Origin of the sequence: Haloferax sp. Atlit-48N (genome assembly GCF_003383015.2) — an archaeon.
GTDB lineage: Archaea > Halobacteriota > Halobacteria > Halobacteriales > Haloferacaceae > Haloferax > Haloferax volcanii.
On sequence record NZ_CP137689.1, the window covers coordinates 1,179,550 to 1,194,654 of the forward strand.

Sequence of the window (15,105 nt, forward strand, 5' to 3'; positions counted from 1 at the left end):
TCCGAACGAGCGCCACCATGAGTATGCGAAGCATTCACACGGATGGGACGCGTACGGTCAGTGATGTACGACGAAATCCTGCTCCCCGTCGACGGGAGTCCGGCGGCCGAACAGGCGATGCCGCACGTGTTCGACCTCGCGGAGCGGTTCGACGCGACGGTACACGTGTTGTTCGTCGTGAACACGACGCGGGACAGCGCGGGTGTTGTCGGCGGCACGGTCCTCGACACGCTCGAACGGGAGGGCCGACGCGTCGTCGACGAGGTCGAAGCACGCGGCGAACGCCGCGGTATCGAGACGCACGGCGTCGTCCGGCGGGGCGCACCGCACGACGCAATCCTCGACTACGCGACCGAACACGGCGTCGAAGTCATCGTGATGGCGACGCACGGACGGACGGGCGTCGAGCGCGTGCTGCTCGGGAGCGTGACGGAGCGCGTCGTCCGGGCCGCGTCGGTTCCCGTGTTGACGGTCCGCGCAGCCGAGTAGTCGGGTGTCGGGGCGAAGCGGCCACGACGGCTCGACCGGCCGAAACACACCGCGATATCGCTGACCGAGCGCGTCATCGACGCTGGCCACCGTTGGGACGGTTCGAGAGACCGACACGCAAAGTATTATTAAATGCGCTTTCGTCGTGCAATACGAATGGATTCGGGAGGTGACACGGACATCGCCGTGACCGAGGACGCGTCCACGTTTCAACTCGGACTGGACGACCTCAAGCGGCGAGGGAGCGCGCTTCTGGTCGTCGGGTCGGTCCCGACTGAACTCTACTCGCGCGCGTCCAAACAGATGCTCGGTGCCCCCGACGAGCCGCGACGCCGTCTGTTAGTTCTCAACGACTCGACGCCGCTCGCCGACCGACTCGACGACGACATCCAGCGTACCAAAGAGTGGACGCGCGTGGTTCGGTACTCGACGCTCGAACGGAGCGCGGCGGCATCGTCGTCTCCCGACGCCGTGCCGACCGCTGCGGACACCTACGAGCGCCGGGTTGGCGGCGGTCTCGGTCAGCTCGGTGCGGAACTCGCCAACGACGTGACCGAGTTCGACAGCCTCTCCGGCGGGCTCTCTCCGGCCGAACTCCGCGTCGCGTTCGACTGCCTGCCGTCACTCCTCTCGCGGTACCAGCGAGACCAGGTGTTTCGGTTCCTCCACGTCATGACCAACCACGTCCGCGCCCGAAACGGGATGGTCCACGTCTGGTCGCCCGGGGACCGCGAAGACGAGCGCACCCGGCTGCTCGAACCGCTGTTCGACGCCGTCGTCGAACTCGACGTCGAGGGCACGGAGGCTCGCCAGCGCTGGCATCTCCGGCGGCGAGACGCCTCCTCCGGCTGGTTTCCGTTGGAGTCGTGAATCTCGCACGACCAGTACGCTTTTCACCTTAATCGTGTCACGTAGACACAATGGAACCGTCCGGGCAGGACCAGCGGGCTGACGCGTCTTCCGCGTTGGAAGTCGGTTTTTCGCTCCCTTCAGATGGCACGGGGTTGGTCGTTCGAGACAACATCGAACGCCACCAGTTCATGCTTCGAACGCCGTCGTCAGTCGCGCCGGAGCCGACCGACCGACGCCGGTTCTCGCTCCCGACGGACGCCGCGGTCCGCATCGAGACCGACCGTATCGGGTTGGCCGCGAACACGGTCGTCTGCGTCCGCGACGAGGCGGGGTCGATGCTCGCACAGGTCGACCAGCAGGGTCGCGAGGAACTCGACGCGGCGACGTACAGCATCGAGCTTTTCGGCGCGGTCAAGACGTATCTCCGAGTCGACGGGGCAGTGACCGTCGACGCGCAGCCGCTCGAAACCGTGCTCTCGTTCGAGGAGTCCCAGACGGTGTTCGTCGGCGCGCGGTCGTCCCACGAGAGCCCCGCGGCGACGATTACGACGACCGACGACCCGCTCGACGTGATGGAGGCCGTCTCGGCGTTCAGCTCCGCGCTCAAGACCACGAGCGTCGAGCGGTCGTACCCGACGCTCCGGGGCCACCCGCCGCTTCTCGAACTGGGCGACGAACTCGACATCCCGGCGGAACTCCGCGTCCCCGACACCGGCGTCCGAATCGAACTCCCGCCGACGCTGAGTCACGTCTTCGTGGCGACGCCGCTGGCGTACTATCTCGGCGCGAGGCTCGTCCCCGGCGACTCGCCCCGACTCGTCACCGAAGGGGGGTTCGTCCACGACTTCGACGGCCCACACGGGTTCGAGGAGGCGGTCGCGCGCGCGCTCAAGCGCACGTTCTTCCTCGACTGCGTCGTTCGGACGGAGGGCATCTACGACGTGCCGCTCCACGAGCGCCAGACCGTCGAGTCGCGGACGGATATCGACGCCGAGGGGCTGTACGACGCGCCGCTCCACGAACGGCTCGCGGCGTACTTCGAGCTTCCGTACGACCAGATTGCCGACCTCGTCCCGGAGTGGAAGCTGACGACGCACGTCGCGCCGCAGACCGACAACGTCGAACTGCTCCCCTTCGTCACGAACGACCTCGCGGTCGTCCGGACCCCGTCCGGGACCGAAGTCCCGCACTCGGAGGTGCAGGCGGCCGTCGTCGACGATTTCCTCCGAGACGACGCCGACGCCGAGGACATCGACGCCGAGACCGTCAGGAGCGCCGGCGCGACGACGCCGAGCGAGACGTACGTCAAGCCCAGTTCGACCGATTCGGTCGAGCAGGCGTGGATTAGCGACGGAACGCCCGTCGGCGCGAGCAAGACCACGCCCGCCGCCTATCGGAACCGCCTCCAGCGCGAACCGGCGCAGGGTGATATCGGTATCACGGTCGTCTGTAACGACCCCGAGATGCTCGACGAGACCGACATCGTCGACGAGGTGTACGGCTCGCGCGACGGACTGTCGTTCGACGTCGACGCCCACTACGACCTCAGCGGGGCGGAGCTTCGGCAGACGCTCGCGGAGCCGACCGACTTCCTCCACTACATCGGCCACATCGACGACGACGGCTTCCAGTGCCGCGACGGCAGGGTCGACGCGGAGACGCTCGACCACGTCGGAACGGGCGCGTTCTTCCTCAACGCGTGCCAGTCGTACGACCAAGGACTCGCGCTCGTCGAGGCCGGCGCTATCGGCGGTATCGTCACGTTCAGCGAGGTCATCAACAGTCAGGCGGTCGGCGTGGGTCGCACGCTGGCCCGACTGCTCAACGGCGGGTTCCCGCTCCAAGCGTCGCTCGACGTGGTCCGAATCGACAGCGATGTCGCACACCAGTACGGCGTCGTCGGGGACGGCGGACTATCGGTCGTTCAGACCGAAAGTGGAGTCGCAGTCTACTGTGAAGTTCAGGATGTGTCGAGCGGCGCGTTCGAGATATCTTATCACGCATTCAATACTTCTCAGGCCGGGATTGGGTCCCTAATCAGGCCTGCACTCTCGAGTGATATGCCGTATTATCTCTCCTCTGATGGCGTTTCGAGTACTGAGCTCTCTGAGGACGAACTCCGAGAGTTCCTCGCGCTAGAACAAATTCCGGTTGTCTACGACGATGCCGTCTACTGGGATTGCGAATTCCTCGCGTAGTTACGGCCCGTAGATGACGCTGGTGTTTCCGGCCGCCACGCTGCCGGCCTGCGAGAGCAGGAGCGTGAGCGTGAACAGGACGCCCATCATGCGGGGGTTCTGGCGGAGGTACGTTACCATCTGGTTGCTGTCGTCGGACATGTGCACTTACCCCAAGGCGCGTGCAGAAATTATAATTTTTCGTGTATATCTGATATGAAATTAACTTAATTAACGGAGCGGGTGTCGCAAGTAACCGTCAGTCTGGCGAACGGTTCCCGTAACGGCGTGCAAACTACCCGTACGCTGCACGGACTACGCGTCGGCTACGAGAACGGAGACGAGAGAAGACGGTCGGCGTCCGAAACGGTTGCCCGGTCTGGTCAGGAGTTGTCGATGTCGGCCTCGCCGCCGATGTCTCGGTACACCGCGGAGATTCCTTCGGTTTCGTCGAGCTGCCCGAGCGTCTCGTCGAGTTCGCGCCGGAGCTCGGTCAGGCGGGCGGTGAGCCGCTGGTACTCCTCGTTTTCTTCCAGCGCCGCCTCGTCTTTCTCCGACTCTAACAACGCCTTCTTCGACGCGAGGGAAAACAGGTCTTGGATACCCACGTCGTAGGCGTTTCGCAAGATGAGGTTAGAGACGGTCTCGGTCAGCGCTTCGCGCGAGACGGGTTTGACGAGGTAGTCGTCGAAGCCCATCGCGATGATGTCGAAGTCGGGTTCGACCGCGGTCACCATGGCGACGCGGCACTCGAAGCCACGGTCTCGAATCTCCGAGAGCGCCTCGTCGCCCGAGAGGTCGGGCATCCGACGGTCGAGGAGAACAACGTCAACCTCGTCGTCGAGCTTATCGAGCGCCTCGCGGCCGCCGTAGGCGACACGAACGCCGTAGTCGTTCCTAAGCCAGGTTGCGTACAGATCGGCGAGGTCAGGCTCATCTTCAACGATGAGCACCAGTGGCTGTTCTGCGCTCATTGGTAGTGGAGTGGTGTTCCGGAGACGCTCACGAAACTCAATGTCGTGCAGTGGTATATCAAAATACCTCTTGTCTAACGCCGTCCGAAACCGCGCTTGTGGGCACTAATTGCCCCCCGGAGTTGTTATACATTCCGGCGAACCGAACAGATACTAACTGTCGGATGTCCCCGAAATCGACTCGACGGTGATGCGGTTCGCCTCGACATCCTCTAACACCGCGCCCCACCCGCCGACGGTGTAGGTCTCCCCGTCGGTCTCGACGGTCAGGCAGACCTGCCCCGCGAGTTCCGAAAACGACAACGCGTCCGTCGGCGCGGAGACCGCCGTGTAGTACACGTCAGTCACTTCGCCGGTGAACTCGATTGGGTCGCGCTCGTCGGTCTCGTAGCCCTCGATGTGGGCGGTGATTCGGTTCCCGTCGCGGACGAGCGGCTCTACGTCCTGTACGAAGTGTCTGATGTCCGAGTACACTATCGGCGGCTCGTCGGTCTGCGCGTCGTAGACGACCTCCCAGACCTCCCACAGCGCCGTCTGGAAGTACCAGTGGAAGACGTACGCCAGCGTGTAGTCGTCGACGAGGACGCCGTACTGGTTCACCGAGTTGTCGTGCGGCGCGAAACACGCGCCCGTCCGGTCGACGATGGCGACGAACGGCGTCGGAAGGGTTCGGTGTCTGACCTCCGTGGCGACCCCGCGGTACTCCCGTTCGGCGGGTGGTTCGAGTTCGTCGGTCCGCTCGGGGTGGAGCACGACCTTCACCAACGCGCCGTTCTCGTACGCCTCCGACAGCGCCGGCTTGAGCTCGTCGAACTGCTCGGGAGTGACCGACAGTTGGACCTCGCCGTCGGCCCCTCGAATCATCTCTTCGGCCCGATTGAACACCGTCTCGAAGCGCTTGACGATGCTCAGCATGTGCCGGTCGACCGCGGGCTGTTGCCAGCGCGCCTCGATTTCCTCTGCCGCGTCGTCCAGTTGGACAGCGCGGCTCTTGAGGTCCTCCATCACCGATTGCGGGTCGCACGCCCGCGCGTGAAGACTGTCTTGCTCGTAGGTCTCGATGTAGCCCTTCGCTTCGAGGTCGCGGAGAACATCGTAGATACGGGCGGTCGGCACGGCGCAGGCGTCGGCGAGTTCGGTCGCACTCGCCGCGCCGAGTTGCAGCAGCGCGACGTACGCCTCGGCCTGATACTGAGACAACCCGGCGTTCCGGAGTGCGGTGCGTAGCTCCGCGGTATTCATCGCTTGTAGATGCACGACATACATCCCTATTAATTATCGTATGTTCTCGCCCCGCGTTCGCTCCGGGCGTCGAGCCGAGAGCGGGGAGAAAGAACAGTGAGGAGACGGAAACAGCGGGAAAACGAAACGGTCGGGTGCGCGTTACTCGCTCGGGCTGTAATTCGGCGCTTCGTCGGTAATCATCACGTCGTGGGGGTGGCCCTCGGTCTGGCCGGCGGCGGAGACGCGGACGAAGCGGGCGCGCTCTTTGACCTCGGGGATGGTCTCGGCACCGACGTAGCCCATGCCGGACTGCATGCCGCCGACGAGCTGGTGGAGCTCGGACGCGAGCGAGCCCTTGTACGGCGTCGCGGCCTCGACGCCCTCGGGGACGTACTCCTCGTCCTCGTTGTCCTCCTTGAGGTAGCGGTCGGCACCGCCGGACTGCATCGCGCCGACGGAGCCCATGCCGCGGTACTGCTTGTACTTCTTGCCGTTCATCGTGATGACGCGGCCGGGGGCCTCGTCGGTGCCGGCGAAGTAGGAGCCGAGCATGACGGCGTCGGCACCGGCGGCGACCGCCTTGATGGCGTCGCCGGAGTAGCGGATGCCGCCGTCGGCGATGACGGGGATGTCGTAGTCGGCGGCGACGTCAGCGACTTCCGCGACGGCCGAAATCTGGGGCATGCCGGAGCCGGAGACGACGCGGGTCGTACAGATGGAGCCGGGGCCGATGCCGACCTTGATGCCGTCCGCGAAGTCGACGAGTTCGGCCGCGGCCTCGCGCGTGCCGACGTTCCCGACGACCACGTCCGCCTCGACGGACTCCTTGATGTCGCGGGCGGTGTCGATGACGTTGAGGTTGTGCGCGTGGGCGCAGTCGATGAAGATGACGTCCGCGCCGGCGTCGTCGGCCATCTGCGCGCGCTCGTCGTCGAACGGGCCGACGGCGACGCCGCAGACGAGGCGGCCGTCGTCGTCGCGGGCGGCGTTCTCGTGTTCGCGGCGCTGGAGGATGCCCTGCATCGTGACGAGGCCGGCGAGGCGGCTGTCGTCGTCGACGATGGGGACGCGCTCTATCTTGTGGTCGTACATGAGTTCGAGCGCGTCGCGGGCGGTCACGTCGCGTTCGGCCGTGATGACCTCGTCCGTCATGGCCTCGCCCACCTCGTCGGACTCACCGACTTCGAGGTACGGGCGGATGTCGGTGCCGGAGATGATGCCGAGGACCACGTCGTCGTCGTCGACGACGGGTGCGCCGGAGACGCCGGCGCGCTCCATCATCTCGTCGACCTCGCTTATGGTCTGGCCGGGGTTGGCCGTGACCACGTCTTCGCGACGGATGACGAGTTCGTCGGCGCGCTTGACGCGCTCGATTTCGCGGACCATCTGCTCGGCGTTCATGTTGCGGTGGAGCACGCCGAGGCCGCCCTCGCGGGCCATCCCGATAGCCATCCCGCTTTCGGTGACGGTGTCCATCGCCGCCGAGAGGATGGGAATGTTGAGTTCGACGTTCTTCGAGACGCGCGTCGACACGTCGGCGTCGTCGGGTTCGACGCGGCTCTCCATCGGGCGGAGCAGCACGTCGTCGAATGTGAGGGATTCGGGTACCCGTAGCTTCTCGGTGAAGGGTTCTCGGTCAGGAACGTCGTTCGCCATATCAAGCGTGGTTGCGGCGACGACAAAAGGGTTGCGAGATAGCACGGGCGTGTCGATGTATCGCAAACCCGACCATCGATATACCCACATACGTGAGTATTCTCTGCATCGCCGGTCGACCGAGACGACCACCGAAGCACGTGATGACGCCCGTGAACGACGGACGCCGCCGACCCCCGATACGCCGAGGTGTTCGTCCCCTCGTCACGGTGTACCGAATCGCAAGACCATCGTGAATAATCACCATGTTCACGAACGTGTACCGCGAGATTTTCGAGATTTCAAATTATAGCCGACGAATCGTCAGTGCTTTTTATAATGAAGGCAGAAATACTCGTGTCCCGTGCGGGCGTATCCCACACAACGTTTAATACTCCTGTCCTATTGTAATCTCGTATGGACTCCACGTGTCCCGCCGCATCGCGCATTGCCGGTCAAACGACCTCCGACTCCGGCATTCTCTTTACAGCGATGTGGCAGACATTTAAACGGGAGTTCAATTTCGGACGAAATGGGCTTCGCGTGCAGAGCGCCAGCACGCCCCTGTCCGAATTGCGTTCGTATCGCCGCTTGGGCCATGGTGAAGGCCAGTAACATCGAATGAGTGTCTCACGCCACCCAGTCGCCCTTCGCCTCGAGCAACAGGTAGGGGGTGCCACCAGACTGCTCGCAACGGTCATGGGGCTGCCCCTCATCGACGGCATCTTCCCAGCCCTCATCATCGCGGGGGCGCTGACGACCACCGCCGGGACCCCCTCGGTCGCGGGTATTCTCCAGACCGGACTGCTCATCTTCGGCGGGTCGGCAACCGTCGCGGTCATCCTCGCCGAGATGGACGGCACGCGCCGCGAACAGCTCACGTCCATCCTCCTGCTCGGCGCGCTGCTCATCCCGGTCGCCGTCGCCGAAGCCGCCCTCGCGGAGGTCATCGCGGAGGTCCTGTACTTCGAGCGGTTCCACCGGTTCGCCGGCCTCGTCATCCTCGCCGTGGCGGCGAAGACGGCCTCCTCGAAGGTCGGCGAGTACCTCCCGTCGCCGAGCGTCATCGTCGGCCTCGGTCTCGTTGCGAGCTTCAACCCCGGCGGCATCGAAACGGTCGTCTCCGCCGGCACGAGCCTGCTCACCGCTAACCCGGTTCGCCTCTTCAGCGCCGGCGCGGCGGCCGGCACGGGCGTCGGCTTCGCCGGGGCGGTCGCGCTGTTCGCCCCGCAACTCCGCGGCAACGTCGACATCGACCTCTTCCGCTTCGGGAGCTCGGTCGCCCTCGGCATGCTGGCGCTCGAAGTGCTCGGCCTGATGCCGACGCAGGCCCCCGTCGCCCTCGGCGTCCTCGCCGTCACCGCGCTGTTCGCGTTCGACCCCGGCTCCGACGACGCGGACCTCGACGAGTTCGTCGACGACGCCTCCGCCGAGTCGGCCACGCCTAACGCGAACGCCAACGGGGCGGTCGCAGACGGCGGCGACGACGCCGACCCGGCCGACTACGACGCGCTGGTCGACGAGGCGAACGAGACCGACGACGACTCCGAACCGGGGTACGGCTATCCCGGCGAAGAAGAGTCGCGCGCCCCCTGGCTGTAACCCGCCGGGCGACTTTTTCTCCCGGCCGACGAACCACGTCGCGTGCGACGGACTTTCGATATCCGAACCGAGCGCCGGCTTCAGGTCGTCGACGTGACCGACGAAGTCGAGGCGGCGCTTCCACGGGGATACGACGGCGTCTGTACCGTTTTCTCGAAACACACCACGACCGGCGTCTGCGTCAACGAGTCCGAATCGCGGCTGCTCGGCGACATCGAATCGATGCTCGCCGAGGCGGTCCCCGACGACGGCTGGGACCACGACGAACTCGACGGCAACGCCGACTCGCACCTCCGCGCGCTCCTCGTCGGCAACGGCGTCTCGATACCGGTCGCGGACGGTTCTCTCGACTTCGGTCGGTGGCAGTCCGTCCTCCTCGTGGAGTGCGACGGCCCGCGCACGCGGACCGTGACGGTTGCGACGCCCTGAATCGACTCGGGGCGCGGCCTCGCTGACAGCCAGGTCCCCGGCACCTCCCCGACCGCTGGCGGAGGGCTTACTTACTTCGGGACGGTTGCACGGGTATGAGCAATCGCGTCGTACAAGGACGGATGGTCACGCCCGAGACGCTCGCCGAACTCGTCGAGGGCGAGCGCCCGATGGACGCCGAGCCGATTCAGGACGCCGACTTCGACTGCCCGGAGTGCGGCGAGAACGTCATCCAGGTGGGCTACATGCCGAGCGTGACGGAGTTCGTGACGGCCTACAAATGCCAGGAGTGCGACTGGGCCGACGACGACCGCGACGAGTAGAATCGAAACCCCTTTAAGAAAAATCGCCATACGAGAGAGTGCAGACAGAACGAATCGGGGCTGTGGCCAAGCCCGGCATGGCGACTGACTCCAGAGGCTTGGCGCCCGGGACGACACTCCAGCTGATATACTGAGCGACCGACTGATCATCGGTCGTGTTGACGACCCTCTGGAGTTCCGAGGTGCCCACCGGAGATATCAGTCGATCGGGGGTTCAAATCCCTCCGGCCCCACTCTAACCTTAATCCTTTCGCAGGGTTTTATCACGGAGTAGCGACGCTCTCGCGTGGGTTCTCACCCACTCAGGAGGTGCGTTCTTCGTGAGCAATTCTCCACCAGAGAAGAGCGACAGCGACGGCGAGAACCAACGCGCCGTCGCGGCGGCGGTCCCGCGGCTGTTTCTCTATGCGCCGAGCCTCTATCACTCGTTTGAAAAGGAGTGGTGTTCGGTCGGAAGAAATTACCACAAGAATACCAACTGATTATAGTCGCCGGGGGTGACGGGGCGGTATGGTACGGGACACAGCGCACCGACTCGCCGAGTATCTGAGCAGGCGCATCGGCGACGGGCTTCGGACGGTCGTCATCGCCGCCGACGGCGGCTACGAACTGGAATACATCCGCGACGACCTCTCGGAGCGGTACACCGAACGGACGCTGACGGCGGCCGTCACCGACCTCCAGGTCGAAACGTCGTTTTCGTCTCCCAGTAGCGACTCGTCTCCTGCCGGCGAACGCCGCGCGGTCGTCTACTACTACGAGAACGCGTTCGTCCTGCAGTTTCCCTTCTCCGAGGCGGAGCAAATCATCATCAGCATCGGAACCGGCGTCGGGACTGACCTCCTGCGGTTCATCGAGGACTGCCGGCGCATCGTCGACCGGGAGAACTGAGCGCCGGGGCGGTCGCGGGCGGGGGTGAGGTCGATGCCGGGCGCTGACGACGGGAGGCGACGCCGCCGCTGCACAACGATTTTCTCTCGTGCGCCCGACGTGGGAGTGATGGAACTCGTCTCTGTCGCCGCGCTCGCCGAGAACCGCGTCATCGGCCGCGACGGCGAACTCCCGTGGCCGAGCATCCCCGCCGACAAAAAGCAGTACCGAAACCGCATCGCCGACGACCCGGTCGTCCTCGGCCGGACGACGTTCGAGTCGATGCGCGACGACCTGCCGGGGAGCGCCCAAATCGTCATGAGCCGAAGCGAGCGGTCCTTCGCGGTCGACACCGCCCACCGCGCGGCGAGCGTCGAAGAGGCGGTCGACATCGCGGCGTCGCTGGACGCGGAGACGGCCTACGTCATCGGTGGTGCCGCCATCTACGCGCTGTTCCAACCCCACCTCGACCGGATGGTGCTGAGCCGCGTCCCCGGCGAGTACGAAGGCGACACGTACTACCCCGAGTGGGACGCCGCCGAGTGGGAACTCGACGCCGAGACCGACTACGAGGGCTTTACGCTCCAAGAGTGGGTTCGGGCCGACCGCGACTGAGGTCGGGGTCACGCCCGTACGGCCGGCGTCCGCGCATCTCGCGGCGAGGGTCGCTGGGGCGCGTAGCTTGATACACCGGAAGACCGTAGCGAGCGACGATGCGCCCGAACGTCGACACGCGGATTCTCGCGCTCGCGCTGGCTCGGATGGTCGACGCCCTCGCCAACTCGTTTCTGGTCGTCGTCCTCCCGTTGTACATCGGGAGCCAACTGGTGTCGATGCCGTCGTTCGTCGGGACGACGCTCTCTTTCGGTCCCGTTGGGATTCCTCTCTCGACCGAACTCCTCATCGGCGTCGTGCTCTCGCTGTTCGGGTTTCTCAACAGCTTCAGCCAGCCGTTTACGGGGTCGCTGTCGGACCGCACGGGCCGCCGCCGAGTCTTTCTTTTGACCGGCCTCGCGCTCGTCGCCGTCGGGAGCGCCGGCTACCTCGTGTTCACGGACTACGGCTCGATACTCGTCATGCGTGCGCTCCAGGGTCTCGGCGCGGCGTTCACCATCCCGGTCACGGTGGCGCTCGTGAACGAACTCTCCGACGAGGACGAACGCGGCGGCAACTTCGGCCTGTTCAACACCTTCCGACTGCTCGGCTTCGGGACCGGCCCGCTCGTCGCCGGCGGCGTCGTCACCGCCGGCCCCTACTCGCTCGCCGGCGTCGCGCTCTCCGGCTTCGACGCCGCGTTCCTCGTCGCGGTCGTCGGCGCGGCGGTCAGTTTCGTCCTCATCGTACTGCTCATCGAGGACCCCGAACGGACCGACAGCGAGGCGGCCGACGACATCTCGATTTCGGTTCGGAACCCCGACGGCCCCGGCCTCGACCCCGTGTTCGCCCTCGGCGTCGCGACCGTCGTGATGGCGCTGAGCATCGCCATGTACGCCCCGCTCGCAAACGTCATCAACGAGCGCCTCGACCAGGGGACGTTCCTGTTTTCGGTGCAGTTCGGCGCGACCGTCCTCGCCAACGTCGTCTTCCAGTACCCCATCGGCCGGCTGAGCGACCGCTACGGGCGGCGGCCGTTCCTCGTCGGCGGCTTCGTCCTCCTGCTCCCGACGACGCTCGCACAGGGGTTCGTCCAGACGCCGGCGCTGATGATTCTCGCGCGGTTCCTGCAAGGCGTCGCGGTCGCGGCCGTCTTCGCTCCCTCGCTCGCCCTCGCCGGCGACATCGCCAAGGCGGGGCAGTCGGGGTCGACGCTCTCGCTTCTCACGATGGGGTTCGGCCTCGGCGTCGCCATCGGCGCGCTGTTCTCGGGCGTCCTCGTCGGCTTCGGCTTCGCCGTCCCCTTCGTGGCCGCGACCGCGCTGGGCGCGGTCGGCCTGCTCCTCGTCTACACGCAGGTCGGAGAAACCGTCGAGGTCGGCGGCGGTGGCGGCGGCAGTCCCTCGCCCGCCCACGGCGATTAGCGCCGCTTCGACGCCGTGGTCGACGTCGACGCCCGGTCCGCGTCGGCGTCGGCGTCAGTCGGCGCCACCGACGATATCGAGCAAAAACGAGCGGACCGTCGCCGCCGTCTCGTCCCACGTCGGGTGCGCGAGAAAGCGGTCGCGGGCCGAGATAGCGAGCGACTGCAACCGCCGGCGATTCCGACACAGCGGGGCCACGGCGTCGGTGAGTTCGGACGGGTCGGTCGGGTCGACGAGGAAGCCGTCTTCGCGGTGCGTGACGAGTTCGCTCGCGCCGCCGGCCGACGAGACGAGCGCCGGGAGGCCGAACCCCATCGCCTCGACCGCGGCGATGCCGAACCCCTCGTAGTGGGAGGGGAGCGCGAACAGGTGTGACTCCCGGAGCGTCGCGGCGAGGTCGGCGTCCGAGAGCCGGCCCGCGAACGTCACGCGGTCGTCGATGCCGCGGGCGACCGCGAGGGCCGAAAGCGAGTCGGCGTAGTCGGCGTCGACCGCCGCGCCGACGACGGTTAGCTTCCAGTCGTCGCGGACGCGAGCGAGACCGCGGAGCAGGCCGTCGACGTTCTTCCGCGGTTCGAGGTTGCAGACGGTGACGACGCGGAGCGGCCCATCGGCGGCGCGCGCCCGTATCTCGTCGTCGTCGAGGGGCGCGCCGAACGACGCAAAGCGGTCGCCGGCGGGGTGCGCCACGACGCTCGGGTCGGGGTCGGTGACGGCCGCGACCGTCCGTTTCGTCGTCTCGCTGTTGAAGACGAACGCGTCCGCAGAACGGAGATACCGGGTCTCGACGGCGCGTCTGGCGTGTCGTCGCCACGCCCGGAACCGCTCCAGCGAGTTGAGGTGGTGGACGACGGAGACGACCGGGGTCTCGTCGTCGAGCAGGGCGTTCGCGCCGACGAGCGAGGGGTGACACAGTTCGTCCTGCAAGAGCACGTCCACGTCGAGGGCGCGGAGGCGGCGGACGGCGGTGACGTTGTCCCGGAGTCGCTTCCGGTACGGCCGTTCGGGGAGCGAGACGACGGTCACGTCGTCGCCGGCGGCGCGGAGTCCGCCGACGAGTTCGGAGTCGTAGCGATAGCCGCCGGAGCGGTCGTCGAGCGGGCCGTAGACGACGAGGCCGACACGCACGTCAGAGCGGAGTCTCGTAGGTCGCGCTCGCCACGTCGTCCTCCCAAACGCGGACGGAGACGTGCTGGGGCGCGTCGAGCGAGGCCGCCTCGACGAACCGCTCGCACACCTCGCGGGCGAACCGCTCGACGCTCGGGTTCTGCCCCGAGAACTCCACGAGTTCGTTCATCGTCTCGTCGCGATAGCGAGACAGCGTCGCGTCCAGCGCGGCCTTCACGTCGTCGATGTCGACGAGGTAGCCGTGCTCGTCGAGCTCCGGTCCCGACAGTTCGACCTCGACGGTGAACGCGTGAGAGTGTAACTCACCCTCCGGGCCGGGGTTCGGAACCGTCAGGTAGTGCTGGGCGATGAGGTCCCTGCGAACCGAGACGCGGTACATGAACTGTCAACAGTTCCGGTACGTAAAGAGGATTTGGACGGCCTCGTCGGGCGCGTCTTCGAGGAGTCGGTAGGCGCGAGCGGCGGACTCGACGCCGATTCGGTGGGTCACGAGCGGGTCCAGCGGGAGGTCTTCGAGGTGGTCCCACGCCAGCGAAAAGCGGCGGTCGGCGTCCCAGCGGCCGCGAAGGTCGGGGTCGATGGTGCTGACCTGACTGCTCTCGACGCTGATGCGCGAGCGGTGGAACCGCCCGCCGAGGTCGAGGGTGGCTGGCTTGGTGCCGTACCACGACCCGACGACGACCCGGCCGTCGTACCGCGTCACCGACAGCGCGTCGTCGAGCGCGTCGGGGTCGCCCGAGAGTTCGAGCGTCAGGTCGGCCCCGTCGGCGGGGGCGTCAAGCGACTCGGGATGGACGGCCTCGTCGGCGCCGAGGGCCTCGGCGATGGCCCGGCGCTCGGCCACGCAGTCGACCGCGGTCAGACTCCCGAGCGGGAACTGCGCGAGGAGCGCGGTCGTCACGAGCCCGACGACGCCCTGTCCGAAGACGACGGCGTGCTCACCGATGAGCGGCCGACCGTCCATCACGAAGTTGAGCGCGGTCTCCATCGTCGGCAGGAGCGCGGCGCGCTCGTCGGTCACGTCGTCGGGGACGGCGATGAGTTCCGAGGGGGACGCGAGAAAGCGGCTCTCGTGGGGGTTGAACGCGAAGACGCGGCTGCCGAGCCGCGAGTCGGGCACGCCGTCACCGACGGCCTCGATTTCTCCGACGGCGGCGTAGCCGTAGCGGAGCGGAAACGAGAGGTCGCCCTCCAGCGCCGCGATTGACTCGTCGGCGGCGAGGTCGGTCGGGGCCTCGCCGCGGTAGACGAGTCGCTCGGTCCCGGAGCTCACCGCGGAGGTCAGGGTGCGGACGCGGACCTCCTCGGGACCGGGCGCTGGCACGTCGCGGTCGCGGACCTCGACGCGTTCGGGGGCCACGAAGTAGACCGCGCGACCCTCCAT

Annotated in this window: 17 protein-coding genes and 1 tRNA gene; 11 read left to right on the forward strand and 7 right to left on the reverse strand. The window is 66.5% G+C overall.

The features are described from left to right. The first annotated feature begins 63 nt into the window (after positions 1 to 63). The 3 genes from DEQ67_RS06410 to DEQ67_RS06420 all read left to right on the forward strand — a co-directional run bounded on the left by DEQ67_RS06410 (position 64) and on the right by DEQ67_RS06420 (position 3,539). On the forward strand, positions 64 to 489 hold the full coding sequence (locus DEQ67_RS06410) for a universal stress protein (protein ID WP_115860024.1): 426 nt from the start codon (positions 64 to 66) through the stop codon (positions 487 to 489). Between the two features lie 156 nt (positions 490 to 645). After that, positions 646 to 1,359 carry a DUF7504 family protein gene (locus DEQ67_RS06415; RefSeq protein ID WP_004063646.1) on the forward strand — a complete coding sequence of 238 codons (714 nt, stop codon included), beginning with the start codon at positions 646 to 648 and terminating at the stop codon, positions 1,357 to 1,359. Positions 1,360 to 1,493: 134 nt separating this feature from the next. Beyond that, positions 1,494 to 3,539, forward strand: coding sequence for a hypothetical protein (locus tag DEQ67_RS06420; RefSeq protein ID WP_115860022.1), 2,046 nt, complete (start codon positions 1,494 to 1,496; stop codon positions 3,537 to 3,539). On the opposite strand, the gene DEQ67_RS06425 is transcribed toward DEQ67_RS06420, so the two are convergent. The 4 genes from DEQ67_RS06425 to guaB all read right to left on the reverse strand — a co-directional run bounded on the left by DEQ67_RS06425 (position 3,540) and on the right by guaB (position 7,372). Beyond that, positions 3,540 to 3,680: a DUF7503 family protein gene (locus DEQ67_RS06425; protein ID WP_008605571.1), complete on the reverse strand. Its 141-nt coding sequence runs from the start codon at positions 3,678 to 3,680 to the stop codon at positions 3,540 to 3,542. Between the two features lie 221 nt (positions 3,681 to 3,901). Then, positions 3,902 to 4,492: a HalX domain-containing protein gene (locus DEQ67_RS06430; RefSeq protein WP_004063642.1), complete on the reverse strand. Its 591-nt coding sequence runs from the start codon at positions 4,490 to 4,492 to the stop codon at positions 3,902 to 3,904. Positions 4,493 to 4,645: 153 nt separating this feature from the next. Next, positions 4,646 to 5,734, reverse strand: a complete 1,089-nt coding sequence (locus DEQ67_RS06435) for a TrmB family transcriptional regulator (RefSeq protein WP_006600364.1) — start codon at positions 5,732 to 5,734, stop codon at positions 4,646 to 4,648. A gap of 141 nt (positions 5,735 to 5,875) precedes the next feature. Further along, positions 5,876 to 7,372, reverse strand: a complete 1,497-nt coding sequence (gene guaB, locus DEQ67_RS06440) for an IMP dehydrogenase (RefSeq protein WP_115802487.1) — start codon at positions 7,370 to 7,372, stop codon at positions 5,876 to 5,878. A 678-nt stretch (positions 7,373 to 8,050) separates the two neighbouring features. Between guaB and DEQ67_RS06445 the strand changes: the two genes are divergently transcribed. The 8 genes from DEQ67_RS06445 (at position 8,051) to DEQ67_RS06480 (ending at position 12,593) form a co-directional block, all read left to right on the forward strand. Further along, a complete protein-coding gene (locus tag DEQ67_RS06445; protein ID WP_115891279.1) occupies positions 8,051 to 8,953 on the forward strand; it encodes a DUF5794 domain-containing protein in 903 nt (300 codons plus the stop codon). 42 nt (positions 8,954 to 8,995) lie between these two features. Beyond that, positions 8,996 to 9,382: a secondary thiamine-phosphate synthase enzyme YjbQ gene (locus DEQ67_RS06450; RefSeq protein WP_115860020.1), complete on the forward strand. Its 387-nt coding sequence runs from the start codon at positions 8,996 to 8,998 to the stop codon at positions 9,380 to 9,382. Positions 9,383 to 9,477: 95 nt separating this feature from the next. Next, a complete protein-coding gene (locus tag DEQ67_RS06455; protein WP_013035372.1) occupies positions 9,478 to 9,705 on the forward strand; it encodes a DUF5795 family protein in 228 nt (75 codons plus the stop codon). 56 nt (positions 9,706 to 9,761) lie between these two features. Next, positions 9,762 to 9,938 (forward strand) — tRNA-Trp (locus DEQ67_RS06460). 87 nt (positions 9,939 to 10,025) lie between these two features. Then, positions 10,026 to 10,187, forward strand: coding sequence for a hypothetical protein (locus tag DEQ67_RS06465; RefSeq protein WP_158543162.1), 162 nt, complete (start codon positions 10,026 to 10,028; stop codon positions 10,185 to 10,187). 28 nt (positions 10,188 to 10,215) lie between these two features. Further along, on the forward strand, positions 10,216 to 10,596 hold the full coding sequence (locus DEQ67_RS06470) for a hypothetical protein (protein ID WP_004063630.1): 381 nt from the start codon (positions 10,216 to 10,218) through the stop codon (positions 10,594 to 10,596). Positions 10,597 to 10,704: 108 nt separating this feature from the next. After that, the gene (hdrA, locus tag DEQ67_RS06475) at positions 10,705 to 11,190 is read left to right on the forward strand and encodes a dihydrofolate reductase HdrA (RefSeq protein WP_115860014.1); all 486 of its coding nucleotides are present in this window, start codon (positions 10,705 to 10,707) and stop codon (positions 11,188 to 11,190) included. A gap of 98 nt (positions 11,191 to 11,288) precedes the next feature. Then, positions 11,289 to 12,593, forward strand: a complete 1,305-nt coding sequence (locus tag DEQ67_RS06480; RefSeq protein ID WP_115860012.1) for an MFS transporter — start codon at positions 11,289 to 11,291, stop codon at positions 12,591 to 12,593. 54 nt (positions 12,594 to 12,647) lie between these two features. Here DEQ67_RS06480 and DEQ67_RS06485 read toward each other — a convergent pair whose 3' ends face one another. From DEQ67_RS06485 to DEQ67_RS06495, 3 genes are read right to left on the reverse strand one after another with little or no spacing between them, the layout of a single operon-like run. Beyond that, positions 12,648 to 13,721 (reverse strand): glycosyltransferase family 4 protein, encoded by a 1,074-nt coding sequence (locus tag DEQ67_RS06485; RefSeq protein ID WP_115891278.1) that lies wholly within the window; start codon positions 13,719 to 13,721, stop codon positions 12,648 to 12,650. A gap of 1 nt (position 13,722) precedes the next feature. Further along, a complete protein-coding gene (locus DEQ67_RS06490; RefSeq protein ID WP_004063622.1) occupies positions 13,723 to 14,100 on the reverse strand; it encodes a 6-pyruvoyl trahydropterin synthase family protein in 378 nt (125 codons plus the stop codon). A gap of 6 nt (positions 14,101 to 14,106) precedes the next feature. Next, on the reverse strand, positions 14,107 to 15,105 hold the full coding sequence (locus DEQ67_RS06495) for a zinc-dependent alcohol dehydrogenase (RefSeq protein WP_004063621.1): 999 nt from the start codon (positions 15,103 to 15,105) through the stop codon (positions 14,107 to 14,109).